Source organism: Polluticoccus soli (genome assembly GCF_029269745.1).
Lineage (GTDB): Bacteria > Bacteroidota > Bacteroidia > Chitinophagales > Chitinophagaceae > Polluticoccus > Polluticoccus soli.
In genome coordinates, this window is sequence record NZ_JARJHT010000001.1 from 2,127,055 (window position 1) to 2,140,098 (window position 13,044).

At 47.2% G+C, this 13,044-nt stretch carries 12 protein-coding genes; 6 read left to right on the top strand and 6 right to left on the bottom strand.

Translation table 11 applies throughout. The annotated features are described in order from the left end of the window. Positions 1-17 precede the first annotated feature (17 nt). Both P2W83_RS09345 and P2W83_RS09350 read left to right on the top strand, forming a co-directional pair. Complete coding sequence (locus tag P2W83_RS09345) at positions 18-989, top strand: GumC domain-containing protein (RefSeq protein WP_276133454.1); 972 nt, start codon at positions 18-20, stop codon at positions 987-989. Further along, positions 989-2,428 carry an O-antigen ligase family protein gene (locus tag P2W83_RS09350; protein ID WP_276133455.1) on the top strand — a complete coding sequence of 480 codons (1,440 nt, stop codon included), beginning with the start codon at positions 989-991 and terminating at the stop codon, positions 2,426-2,428. The genes P2W83_RS09345 and P2W83_RS09350 overlap by 1 nt, the downstream gene beginning before the upstream one ends. Here P2W83_RS09350 and P2W83_RS09355 read toward each other — a convergent pair. Next, entirely contained in the window at positions 2,425-3,438 is a 1,014-nt protein-coding gene (locus tag P2W83_RS09355; RefSeq protein ID WP_276133456.1) for an endonuclease/exonuclease/phosphatase family protein, read from the bottom strand. The two genes, P2W83_RS09350 and P2W83_RS09355, sit on opposite strands and share 4 nt — an antisense overlap. Before the next feature lie 56 nt (positions 3,439-3,494). Continuing rightward, entirely contained in the window at positions 3,495-4,517 is a 1,023-nt protein-coding gene (gene fbp, locus P2W83_RS09360) for a class 1 fructose-bisphosphatase (protein WP_276133457.1), read from the bottom strand. Positions 4,518-4,685: 168 nt separating this feature from the next. Here fbp and P2W83_RS09365 point away from each other — a divergent pair, with 168 nt between their 5' ends. Together P2W83_RS09365 and P2W83_RS09370 are read left to right on the top strand one after the other, a co-directional pair. After that, positions 4,686-5,627: a magnesium transporter CorA family protein gene (locus tag P2W83_RS09365; protein WP_276133458.1), complete on the top strand. Its 942-nt coding sequence runs from the start codon at positions 4,686-4,688 to the stop codon at positions 5,625-5,627. Continuing rightward, positions 5,627-6,061, top strand: a complete 435-nt coding sequence (locus tag P2W83_RS09370; protein WP_276133459.1) for an NUDIX hydrolase — start codon at positions 5,627-5,629, stop codon at positions 6,059-6,061. The genes P2W83_RS09365 and P2W83_RS09370 overlap by 1 nt, the downstream gene beginning before the upstream one ends. Here the strand turns inward: P2W83_RS09370 and pdxR are convergent. Further along, on the bottom strand, positions 6,048-7,526 hold the full coding sequence (pdxR, locus tag P2W83_RS09375; RefSeq protein ID WP_276133460.1) for a MocR-like pyridoxine biosynthesis transcription factor PdxR: 1,479 nt from the start codon (positions 7,524-7,526) through the stop codon (positions 6,048-6,050). The genes P2W83_RS09370 and pdxR overlap by 14 nt on opposite strands. Before the next feature lie 80 nt (positions 7,527-7,606). Between pdxR and P2W83_RS09380 the strand changes: the two genes are divergently transcribed. Together P2W83_RS09380 and P2W83_RS09385 are read left to right on the top strand one after the other, a co-directional pair. Continuing rightward, positions 7,607-8,659 carry a GNAT family N-acetyltransferase gene (locus tag P2W83_RS09380; RefSeq protein ID WP_276133461.1) on the top strand — a complete coding sequence of 351 codons (1,053 nt, stop codon included), beginning with the start codon at positions 7,607-7,609 and terminating at the stop codon, positions 8,657-8,659. Then, positions 8,656-9,159, top strand: a complete 504-nt coding sequence (locus P2W83_RS09385) for a GNAT family N-acetyltransferase (protein ID WP_276133462.1) — start codon at positions 8,656-8,658, stop codon at positions 9,157-9,159. Before P2W83_RS09380 ends, P2W83_RS09385 begins: the two co-directional genes overlap by 4 nt. 521 nt (positions 9,160-9,680) lie before the next feature. Here P2W83_RS09385 and ahcY read toward each other — a convergent pair. The 3 genes from ahcY to P2W83_RS09400 all read right to left on the bottom strand — a co-directional run bounded on the left by ahcY (position 9,681) and on the right by P2W83_RS09400 (position 12,974). Continuing rightward, on the bottom strand, positions 9,681-11,009 hold the full coding sequence (gene ahcY, locus P2W83_RS09390; protein ID WP_276133463.1) for an adenosylhomocysteinase: 1,329 nt from the start codon (positions 11,007-11,009) through the stop codon (positions 9,681-9,683). A 95-nt stretch (positions 11,010-11,104) separates the two neighbouring features. Then, on the bottom strand, positions 11,105-11,980 hold the full coding sequence (gene dapA / locus P2W83_RS09395) for a 4-hydroxy-tetrahydrodipicolinate synthase (protein WP_276133464.1): 876 nt from the start codon (positions 11,978-11,980) through the stop codon (positions 11,105-11,107). Between the two features lie 25 nt (positions 11,981-12,005). Next, positions 12,006-12,974 carry an acetyl-CoA carboxylase carboxyltransferase subunit alpha gene (locus P2W83_RS09400; RefSeq protein ID WP_276133465.1) on the bottom strand — a complete coding sequence of 323 codons (969 nt, stop codon included), beginning with the start codon at positions 12,972-12,974 and terminating at the stop codon, positions 12,006-12,008. Positions 12,975-13,044 lie beyond the last annotated feature (70 nt).

The window sequence follows — 13,044 nt, forward strand, 5'->3', positions numbered from 1 at the left end:
TCAAAATCACACCGAAAATGGCAGCACCCTACCGCTACGACCTGCATCAAGTTGGCACAACGCTATACAGGTATAGGCGCCTTATTATTGTTATCACGATTTGCAGCGCAATTGCCGGCCTCTTACTGGCTAGCCTGCGGACAAAGAGATACCAGGCCGAAACCGAATTTTTTCTGAAAAACCCTTTTTACTCTGATCGTAATTTCCTTTACAACAACGAATCCAAGTTCCTCGACTATTTCGCTAATGAGGACGACGTGAACAGGCTTATTTTGCTGGCTGAATCGGATTCTGTGCAGCAAGAGGTCATACAGAGGTTCGATCTGCTGCGGACATATAAAGTAGAGGGTGACAAAGAAATGGCCCTGTTTTCGCTAAGAAAACAGTTGGCTGGTAATCTAAAGATAGTTCGCACACCATCTAAAAGCCTTCTTCTTCGGTACACCGACACCAGTGCTGCCCGATCAGCCGCTATCGCCAATTACTATGTTGCGGTACTCGACAATGCTCTGCGCGGATTTTATAACGATACGCGAATGAGCATGCGCCAATCGATCTTGGTTAAAATAACCGAAGAGGACAGTTCTATTGCTGTGCTGACGGATTCTTTGGTTGCTCTCAGGGATAAATACAGCATTTATGATATCGTTAGTCCTGCACGTTCCAATATCATTGTTAGCAATGTAAAATATACAGGAAAGCCCGGATTTGCAGAAGGACTGGAAGAGATCCAGAACCTGGAATCGATAAAAGACCAGACGGTTTCTAATCGTGCCTGGCATATTGCATTGGCTAGTCAATACACAACCGGCACAAAAATGAACGAATTGCCGCTGACGAAGATAATTAGAACGGCTGCTGCGCCGTTGAAAGCCAACGGACCGGGCCGGATAACATCTGCGATCATTTGCGCAATAACCGGGTTTGGTTTTAGTGTTCTATTCAGTTTGATAATGGCCTACAATAAAAACCGGTCGGCCAGCGTCTAATGGAGCAACGCGTACCTTATACCTGGAAACCTGTCCTCGCTGGTGGGCTGCTTACGCTGCTCGCCGGAATGGGGTTATTTATTTTCGGTGGACGGGTAGAATGGCTGTTGCTGCCGTTTGCTTATCTCTACTTATTGGTTCTTGCTTACGATTGGAAAGCTGCATATTGGATACTGTTATGTTCGCTCCCGTTTTCGATGCACATAGAGCTGGACGGAGGTGTGCTATCTACTTCGATCCCCGACGAGCCGATGATCTGGTTGTTTTTTCTTCTTTTCCTTTTGCTGCTAGCCTATCGGCCTAACAGCATTCCGGGATGGTTTTTAAGACATCCCATCACCATTTTGATCTCGCTTCAGTTTCTTTGGTTGTTGGTTTCGGTCTTGTGCTCACAACTCTTTTTCCCTGCTGCCAAATTTTTTATTGCTAAAAGCTGGTACCTGGTGTGCTTTTATGTTTTCCCTGTATGGATATTCAAGGATAAGCGAGATATTAAAACAGTATTCTGGGTTTTGCTACTACCGGTATTTGTAACCATTGCTGTAATTACATGGCGACACTCAACCCATGACTATAGTTTTTTATCAGTTAACCACGCGATCGGTAAGCTGTACTACAACCATGTTGAGTACGGTGCGATCTTGTCGATGTTGTTCCCTGTACTGGTTGTGGCCTTTTTGCTTTCTGGCAAAAAGGTGTTGTGGCGCATTGTCGGGTTTCTAGCAGTTGCGGCTTTTTCGGTCGTATTGTTCCTGACCTATGCGCGGGCCGCAGTATTGGGTGTTGCCTTTGCCGCGGTTGTGGCTGCCTGCATTCGTTTCCGGTTGGTAAACTGGGTAATGCCGGCAATGTACCTGTGCATCGCGGCGATCGTGATCTTTTTCGCTCACGACAATATGTATATGGAGTTCACCCCGGATTATGAACATACCTATATGCGTCACAACCTCAGCGATCATATCCGCGCTACTTTCCAGGGGCAGGATATGTCGAGCATGGAACGGGTGTATAGGTGGGTGGCAGCAGTGAGGATGAGCACTGAGCACCCGCTGACCGGGTTTGGACCGCATGGGTTTATCGAGCACTATAAGACTTACACAGTACCTGCATTCAGAACCTATGTGAGCGATAATCCTGAAAGGTCAACCACGCACAACTACTTTCTGCTGATGCTTACAGAACAGGGCTGGCCTGCCATGCTGCTCTATGCAATACTTACTCCACTTGCTTTTGCACAGGCGCAGTCAACCTACCACCGGTTTAAAGACAGGTTCTATAAGTTGTGTACGCTGGCGCTGGCAATGCTGTTGGCCGCATGTTTTATCAACAACTTTTTCTCCGAGCTCATCGAGACGCACAAAGTTGGTGCCTTGCTTTACCTGAGCCTGTCTTTGTTGGCTGTACTGTCTAACAAAAGCAGGCAGACAGATATTGCCTAGTGTTTCTCCAGGTACAATAACACTGGCAGATGGTCGCTATAGCCGTTCATCCAGTGATATCCCCGCCACGAGCGATATGGGTATCCCTGTTGTTTTCCAGAGCGTGTTATTAGAAACTCTTTGTTGAATATCTCTGCCTTTAAAAATTGCCACCCGTTGTTCTTTTTCAGAAAGGCTCTTGAAATGATGACCTGGTCAAAAAGATTCCATTTGTTTTGATAAGCCGTTGTGCCGTGTCCGCTTGTGTAAAGAGTAGCCCACGGGTTGTACAGCGAGTAAGGGATTATACGTTCGCGGCCACTGTTTGCATTTAATGTGCTCACAATGCTTTCATCGGTGGGGTCATCATTGAGGTCACCAATAACAATGATCTTGCTTAGCGGGTTTCGCTTCATTAGCGAATCAATGATCTGCTTATTAACAGCCGCCACCTGCTTACGCTTTGGTGCTGTTTCTCCCTTTCCTTCGCGTCGTGATGGCCAGTGATTGACGAACAGGTGCACGGTATCGCCGTTTAGTATTCCTGTTACAAACAGGATATCGCGTGTGGTTTCGGTGTGGCCGTTGTTCTCGATGCGTACAGCAATAGGTTTGCTGGTCAAAGGTTTGAAGAGTTTGGGCTGATAGAGTAGGGCAACATCTATTCCTCTCGGGTCCGGGCTGTTGTACGAGATGTGTTTGTATCCATATACTTTAAGCTGATCATTGTTGACCAAATCCGTCAATACGCCTCCATTCTCTACCTCTGCAAGACCGACTACCGCAGGCGCAGTTCCACTTTCTGCGATCTGCTTGATTACAAACGCCGTATTGTGCAACTTTTGCTTGTAGATATCGTTTGTGTATTTGTATGTCCCTTTAGGAGTAAAGGCGTCATCATCAGTATTGGGATCGTTGATGGTGTCAAACAGGTTCTCTACATTGTAAAAAGCGATAGCCATCTGCTTCAGCTTCTGGCAATAAGCTTGCGGACTCAATGAGAGTAATAGTAAAATGACGAGGATGCGCACAGGGTAAAAATAGGAAAGCCCCGCCAAAGCAGGGCTTTCAAACAATTGTATCCTTATTAAGCTACGGTTGCCGTAGCGTTTGTTATTTCCAGTGCTTTTTCCACCATGCTCTTCGAGCCGATGAATATCGGGCTGCGCTGGTGCAGTTCTGTAGGTACGATATCCAGGATGTTACCTGCGCCGTGGCTGGCGATACCACCTGCTGCTTCCATCAGGAAGGCCATAGGGTTGCACTCATACTGCAGGCGCAGTTTACCTTTTGGCGAGCTGCTGTCGGCAGGGTACATGAAGATACCGCCTTTGATCAGCGTGCGATGCATGTCTGCCACCATCGAACCGATATAGCGGTGCGAGTAAGGACGGCCGTCTGCTTTGTTGTTTTCCATGCAATACTCGAGGTAAGTCTTCAGGCCTGCATCGTATTTGCAGCTGTTACCCTGGTTGATCGAGTAGATCTTTCCTTTCTCAGGGCAGCGCAGGTTAGGATGTGACAGGCAGAATTCACCGATAGATGGTTCCAATGTGAAACCATTCACGCTTAGTTTTGTGGCGTATACCATCATGGTGCTCGAGCCATATATCACGTAACCGGCAGCCATCAGTTTATTGCCGGGCTGCAGGAAGTCTTCTTTGGTACAAGGTGTGCCTATCGGGCTAACGCGACGGTAGATCGAGAAGATAGTACCGATAGGTGCGTTCACATCGATATTAGAAGAACCGTCCAGCGGGTCGAATAGTACTATATATTTTGAATTGGCAGAATATTCATCGTCGAAGCATACATGATCATCGTTTTCTTCAGACGCGATACCCGCGCAGTCGTTACTGTTTTTTAGCACAGCGATCAGCGTTTCGTTGGCATATACATCCAACTTCATTTGCTCTTCGCCCTGTACATTGGTGGCACCATGTTTGCCCAATATGTCTACAAGACCGGCCTTCAATACTTGCTTGTTGATCATTTTACAAGCCAGTCCGATATCACGAAGCAGCGCCGACAGTTCACCTGTTGCCTGCGGAAATTGTCTGGTCTCCTGGATCGTGAATTCATCCAGGGTTATTAATTTTCGGGTATTCATGTATGCGTTATTTGCTGAATATTTAATGCAAAAATAACAAATCAGGCTGATACAACCCTGTGTTTGCAAGCCTTTCATGGCCCTGGAAATATATTATAAGAAAAAATGGTAAGGGTTCGATTTATAAACTATTGAAATTACCTTTGCAACGTTTCTTAACCGGGCGGAATGATACAATCCTTCAAAAATATCAACCGGCAGACGCTCGAGGTGCAGCAGACCGAAGGTGCTAACTGGATCAATGTGACGCCTCCATTCCAGGAGAACGAGATCGACAACCTGTCCGCTACCCTGAATATTCCGCGCGACCTGCTGACGGATACCCTTGATATTGAGGAACGTGCCCGTTACGAGATCGAGGATGGGGTAAAACTCATCATTATCAAAACCCCGGTGGAAAACAAGTCGCTGAACGAAAGCGATGCCGACTATGTCACGATCCCCATTTCCATCATCATTACAGAGCGCAACCAGGTAGTTACAGTTAACTCATTCGAAAATGTAGCCATACGTCGCTTCCTGAATACGTTTGCCAAACGCCATCCCGAGCGTCCAAACATGATGGTGCTCAAGATCATGGAAAAGGTGGTGATGGACTTCATGGAAGTGCTGAAGGAGATCAACCACCGCCGCAACATACTGGAGCAGAAACTGTACGACTCTAACCGTAACGAGGAATTGCTGTACCTGATGAGGGTGCAAAAAAGCCTGGTATATTTCGTTACAGCTCTGCGCTCTAACGAGTTGTTGCTAATGAAAATGGAACGTACCAACTTTCTCAATGCCGATGAAGAGGAACGAGAGTTCCTGTCGGATCTTGTGGTAGAATACTCACAGGCCCTTGAAATGGCGAATACGTACACCAACATCCTTATCAGTACGATGGATGCATTTGCCAGCATCATTAATAATAATATGAACCTGGTGATGAAACGACTCACCAGTATCACGATCCTGATATCGTTGCCAACGCTCATAGCCAGCTTCTTTGGTATGAACGTGGAGATACCGTATGCTACGGGGCCGCATAGCTTTTACCTGCCCATATTGCTTTCGGTAATTGTATCAGCCTTTGTGAGCTTCTATTTCAATAAAAAACGCTGGTTCTGATGTCGGCCGACAAACGTTTCAATATCCGTGTATACGGTATCTGGATACGTGACGGAAAACTGTTGGTGAATGAAGAGCATATCCGCGGGCAGCAGGTGATCAAATTTCCCGGCGGGGGTATGGACTGGGGAGAAGGTACGCTCGACTGCCTGAAGCGTGAATGGAAGGAAGAGCTCAACCTGGAGATCGAAATTCTCGATCATTTCTACACCACAGATTATTTCCAACACTCGGCTTTCGACGATTCGCAGGTAGTCAGCATTTATTACCTGGTATCATCTCATGTACCTCCCGAAGGTATTGTGAACAGCGAACCGAATGAGCGCACCTATTGGATGCCGCTTAGTGAAGTGTCGGGTGAAGCTTTTACACTGGCAATCGACAAGAAAGTAGGTGCCATGCTCAAGATACTGAATGATACTAACGCTTTATAGGCATTCTCTTCAATTCAGTTTTCAAGATATCTACGGCCTTGTGTAGCTCCTTTGTGTTCATCGATGCAAAGCCTATGCGGCAGGCGTTCATTTTTGCTTTATCATAGTTATACGTGCGGCCATCAGGAAAGAATACTCCTTTTGCAGCACAGCGGACTGCGATATCTTCCAGCGAAAGCGACCGGTCTACATGCGTCCAGAATGCCAGTCCACCTTCAGGCAGGTTGCAGTACATGTAATTGTTGAGCTCGCTGTTCAGTAATTCATAAGTTGCGTCGCGGCGCTCTTTGTATAGATGTGCTGCTTTCCGAATGTGGTTTTTGATGGTGTTGTTTTGAAACAGCTTTCCAAAAGCATCTTCCAGTACCTGGTCGCCCTGCCGGTCTACCAGCCTGCGGTATACCGACACCTGCTGAATAAAATCCGCGGGTGCAATGATATAACCCACACGAAAAGCCTGCGATAATATTTTGGAGAAGGAGCCAATGTAGATCACACTTCCGTGCCTGTCGTAGCTCGCAATAGGTAGCAACGGTTTGTTTTCGTAATGGTAATCGTAATCGTAGTCGTCTTCGATGATTGCAAAGCCATGCTGTTCGGCCAACTGCAATAATCTTATCCGGCGCTCGATGGATAGTGTTACTGTGGTAGGATGATGGTGATGTGAAGTGACGAACACAAACCTGACCTTCTTCTTTTTGCAAACTGCTTCCAGTTCATCTACCCTCATTCCATCATCATCTACGCCTATCTCCAGCAGGTTTGCCCCTTGTGTTTTGAATAAGTTGTTTGAGGTTAAGTAATTGGGTTTGGTAACAACCACATTATCACCTTTGGTCAGTAGCCTGTTAGCTACCAGGTATATGCTCATCTGGCTGCCGTGAGTAAGTAATACATTGTCTGCTGTTATTAGCAGCCCACGATAAGTGCGCATCATCTTCGCCAACTCTTCGCGCAACAGCAAACTGCCGGCGCCCGTTGCTACACGCGTCATTATGTTTCGGTGAGCATTTTCTGCCAATGTTTGGCTATAGGCTTTACTCAATGCCGAATAAGGTGCAATACGTATGTCCGGGTAGCCATCGTCAAAGCCAAACAGGTAACTTTTCCTGGCAACGGTCGGGTGCGTGGTTTGGTGAAAGTTAAATGAAGCCGTCGCCGGGTATGTTTTTACAGCGCTTCCGTAGGTGCGTGGTTTTATTTCGGGCAATTTGTCGTTGACAAATAGACCTTTTCGTTGTTTACTAACCAGCCATCCTTCAGCCACTAGTTCTTCCATTGCCGCCACTACCGTTTGCCGGTGTATGGCGAAATGCTCACTCAGCATACGCGACGACGGCATCTTGTTATCGCTCTGCAATGTTCCGTTAGCGATCAGTTCGCGAAAGGCGTCGCGCAGTTGCATGTATACCGGTTGCTCAGTGGCATTCCTTAGTTTGATATGAGACAGGTAAGCGTAGTTCATTGGACTAGTGTTTTTGTTGAAACTGGACTAGGTGAGTGGTCCAGTAAAATTAGAGATTTGGATATAAACCACCATCAATTATGCAATGGATAGATAACGATGTAGTGCTGGAAGGTGAGCGTGTATTGCTGCGCCCCATGCGATCAGAAGATATCGATGAACTGGTACAGGTAGGGAATGACCCTCGGATTTGGGAGTTCCTGTCTGTAAGCTTTGAGGAACAGCATATCAGGGAACAGTTTTTCGAAGAAGCATTGCGAAATCGCGATAAGGGTACACAATACCCCTTTACCATCTTCGATAGGGCGGGCAATATCATTGGTACTACGCGCTTTGGCGAGATGGAACCCGAACACCGCAAGCTGGAAATAGGTTGGACCTGGTATCGTCCTTCTGTATGGGGCAATGGCAACAACGAAGAGTGCAAATACCTGCTGTTGTCATACGCTTTCGAAAAACTAGGTGCTGTGCGTGTGCAGCTTAAGACCAACGAGAAGAACTACCGCTCACGACGAGCGATCCTGAGACTTGGCTGCAAGTTCGAGGGCATTTATCGCAATCATGTCATCCGCCAGGGTGTTGTTCGCAATTCAGCTATGTTCAGCATGTTGCCGGAGGAGTGGCCTGTTGAAAAGGAAAACCTGAAGACCATTGTTGATGCTAAATACCAAGGTGCGTATGCCTTTAAAGACGATGCCTGTAATACGCACTACAATGGATATACCATAACTACGCAAAAGCACCTGATGCAACCTGAGCGGATTCATCAATGGCTGTCTACACAATCTTATTGGTTAGAGGGCGCGCCATTACAGATCATCAAAACTGCACTCGATCATTCATTTTGTATCGGCGTATTGCACGATGGCGTGCAAATAGGTTATGCCCGGTTTGTCACCGACTATGCACGATTTGCCTACCTGGCCGATGTGTACATAGAAGAAGAACACCGGGGCAAGGGACTGAGCAAGAAAATGATGGAGGTATTGCATTCGCTCGACTGGGTGAAAGGAATATGCAAGCTGATGTTGCATACTAAAGACGCACACAGTCTGTACACGAGATTTGGCTACGCCGCTCCTCCTTATCCTGACCGCTATTTAGAAAAGTTCCAAAAACAACCCTGGCAATGATAGAGATACAACCTATGGCCACGATACACGAGCTGCGTGTTTGTGCCAGGATGATGCACACGCACTTCCCGTGGACGGAATTGAACTTCGATCTGCCCGCCTGTGAAGCGGCATTCAAAGGAGGTTTTAAGGAGAACTATGTGGTTAAAAAGAAAGGCGACATAATCGGCTTTGCTATCCTGCAGGTACAAGGTGCGTTCAGTGGATATATTCAGTCCATTTGCATTTTGCCTGCTTACCGCAATCAGCAGATAGGCACAAAGCTTATTCGTTTTTGCGAAGAGAGAATACACAAGACTATGCCCAATGTATTTCTGTGTGTTTCCTCCGTTAATCCGGATGCGCAACGCTTTTACTATCGCCATGGATACGAAAAAATAGGTGAGTTGAAAGACCACCTGGTGCGTGGGTACGATGAATACCTGCTGCGCAAATCGCAGGGGCCAAGAGACGAGTTTATGCTGAGGAAGGCTGAAGCAGAAAAACAAAGCGTTGTGTAATACACAGTGCTTTGTTTAATACTGCATCCCCTTTGCGATTGCAGCAACTATTGTATTTTGAAGTTTTTGTAATTTGTTGTATATTTGCTTTGCATGGTCATTCGTGCAAAGCTCTTTGAAATCAGGAAAGGCATTGTTAGCAAATCGCGTTTTTTCAAAACACCTAAAACGCTAACAAATGCTAACAATGTGCAGACAAGCGATTGATTGTCAACACTCATGATTGTTAGCATTGTTGCTTTTGTTTCCCGTAGAAGATTGGTTTGTTAGAAAAACGACAACAAACAGCAACAATTTTCTCCACCGAGAGACCTTGCCATTTATTCAAAGCCATTGATAATGAAGGAATACAACCTGGAATGTTGAGTTTTCGACCAGATTCTAGAGAAATTCATGACAAAAGCGGCAACAATTGCTATCAACGAATAGGCATGATGCTAATGTGTCAAGTCGTGGGGTAAAAAATAAAGGCCTCCCGAAGGAAGCCTTTAATATGATAACTGCCCGGATGGGCGGTGCTACTAGTAGCGGTAGTGGTCAGCTTTGAACGGACCAGCCTTAGGAATACCGAGGTATTCAGACTGAGAATCGGTCAGCTCGTCCAGAACCACGCCAATTTTGGCAAGGTGCAGGCGGGCAACTTTCTCGTCCAGTACTTTAGGCAGAACGTATACTTTGTTCTCGTAGTTAGCGTGGTTGTTCCACAGCTCTATCTGTGCCAGTGTCTGGTTAGAGAATGAGTTAGACATTACAAATGAAGGGTGGCCCATAGCGCAACCCAGGTTCACCAGGCGGCCTTCAGCCAGCACGATCACTTGTTTGCCATCTATAGTGTACAGGTCAACCTGTGGTTTGATGGTGTCTTTAGTGTTGCCATAAGCTTTGTTCAACCATGCCATATCGATCTCGATATCGAAGTGGCCGATGTTACAAACGATAGCTTTGTCCTTCATCAGGCGGAAGTGTTTTTCCGTGATCAGGTCGCGGCAGCCAGAAGCAGTAACGACGATGTCAGCCTCTTTTACAGCGTCTTCCATCTTCTTTACTTCAAAGCCGTCCATAGCAGCCTGCAGTGCGCAGATCGGGTCGATCTCGGTAACGATAACACGTACACCAGCGCCACGCAGCGACAGTGCAGAACCTTTACCTACGTCGCCGTAGCCACCAACAACAGCTACCTTACCGGCCATCATTACGTCTGTAGCGCGGCGGATAGCGTCAACCAGAGATTCCTGGCAACCGTATTTGTTGTCGAATTTAGACTTGGTAACTGAGTCGTTCACGTTGATAGCAGGGATAGGCAGGGTGCCTTTCTGCATACGCTCGTACAGGCGGTGAACGCCGGTAGTAGTTTCTTCGCTAAGGCCTTTGATGTGCTGTACAAGCTCAGTGTAGTTGTCGAACACGATGTTCGTCAGGTCACCGCCATCGTCCAGGATCATGTTCAGCGGGCGGTCTTCACCACCGAAGAACAGAGTTTGTTCGATGCACCAGTCAGCTTCAGCTTGTGTTTGTCCTTTCCAGGCAAACACGCCGATACCTGCAGCAGCGATAGCAGCCGCAGCGTGGTCTTGAGTAGAGAAGATGTTGCAAGAGCTCCAACGCACTTCAGCACCCAGTGCTACCAGTGTCTCGATCAGCACGGCAGTCTGGATGGTCATGTGCAGGCAACCTGCGATACGCGCACCTTTCAACGGCTGTTGAGGACCGTATTCAGCACGGATAGACATCAGGCCCGGCATTTCAGCTTCAGCCAGTGTGATCTCTTTGCGTCCCCACTCAGCCAGGCTGATATCCGCTACTTTATAGGGAAGTTTGAAGTCGATTTCAGAACGAGTCATTGTACTCATAACAATTATAGTTTGCTAAATGATTTTCTTTAGGAAGTGCGAAATTAGGCATTTCCCGCGGTATTACCACGAGGATTAATATGAAATTATTTGTACTAAAGTGTGCCCAGATAGGTCCTGATCTTCTGGCTGGTAGCCTCGCTTACAGGTACTATCGGCAGCCTCATTTGTTCCTGGCAAATACCCTGCATGCCCAGTACGCACTTTACGCCGGCAGGGTTGCCTTCTGCAAACAGCAGGTGGATGCCTTCCAGCAGTTTGTAGTGCAGCTTGCGGGCCTCGTCAAATTTGCCGTCGAGCGCGTTGTTTACCATACCGGTGAAGTCTTTGGTAAAGCAGTTGGCAGCTACGGATATAACGCCTTCCATACCAATGGCTATTTGTGGCAGCACCAGGTCGTCATCGCCGGAGAGGATGGCGAAGTGCTCAGGTTTTCCTTGAACGAGCTCCATGCATTGGCCCATATTGCCGCTGGCTTCTTTCACAGCCACTATGTGCTTGAACTCTTTGGCCAGACGCAGGGTGGTGGCGGGCAACATATTGGTTACCGTACGGCCCGGAACGTTATAAAGGATGATCGGCTTAGTGGTAGCAGATGCTATGGCTTTGAAGTGCTGGTAAACGCCTTCCTGTGTAGGTTTATTATAATACGGCACTACGCTCAGGATACCGGCTACTTTATCCAGCGGGTAGGTAGCAATGTTGTGCAGTACTTCGGCAGTGTTGTTGCCACCAATGCCGCAAACCACAGGCACGCGACCATTACATTTTTCGATAACGAAGTTGAGCACCTTCAGCTTTTCTTCGTCGGTGAGCGTTGGTGTTTCCGCTGTTGTGCCCAGCGCTACCAGGTAGTTAACGCCACCTGTTATCACTTGTTCCACCACCTTTTCAAGTGCCGGGAAATCTATTTGTCCGTCTGCGTTGAACGGTGTTACCAGCGCAACACCTGTTCCTCTGAATTGATTCATATGTTGAGAGGAGCGAACTCCTTATTTAAACGTGATTGGTACTTGTTTCTTCGAAGAAGCCCATTTTAGAGAACTTCTCAATGCGTTGATCGATGCGTGTATCAGCTTCAACTTTATTCAGCTCACCCAGCGATTTCAGCAGGTATTGTTTTAGTGTCTCCGCCATTTCATCTGGCTTGGCGTGTGCACCACCCAATGGTTCGGAGATAACATCGTCTACCAGTTTGAAGCGGCTCATGTCTTCTGATGTAAGACGGAGTTGCTCGGCTGCTTTCTCTTTAAAGTTCCAGCTGCGCCACAGGATAGAAGAGCATGACTCAGGAGAGATAACAGTGTACCAGGTATTTTCCAGCATGGCTACTTTATCGCCTATGCCAATACCCAGCGCACCACCCGAAGCACCCTCGCCTATGATCACACATATTACAGGTACTTTCAGGTTGATCATCTCAAACAGGTTACGCGCAATGGCTTCGCCTTGTCCGCGTTCTTCGGCTTCAAGGCCAGGGTATGCACCCGGGGTGTCGATCAGTGTGATGATGGGACGGTTGAATTTCTCAGCCATCTTCATTAGGCGCAGTGCCTTGCGGTAGCCTTCGGGATTGGCCATACCAAAGTTGCGCATTTGGCGCATCTTAGTATTGATACCTTTCTGCTGGCCCATTACCATTACAGGCATGCCATCCAGTTCTGCCATGCCACCCACCATAGCTTTGTCGTCTTTTACCTGGCGGTCGCCATAGAGCTCGGTGAAGTTGCTGAATATTTTTTCGATATAATATAATGTATACGGCCTTTCAGGATGGCGGCTCAATTGAACCCTCTGCCATGGCGTAAGATTAGTATATATCTGCGAGCGCGTTTTCTCTATCGACGCTTCCAACTCGCGAATAGTGTTGGTTACATCCACCTGGTTCTTTGCAGACATCTCTTTTAACTTATCCATCTGCGTGTACAAATCCTCAAGTGGCTTCTCAAAATCCAAAAACTGCATAGTAGTAGTTTAGGCTACAAAAGTAAGGTTTGAAAATTTTTAAAAGAAGATTTGCAGAATTGAAGAATTT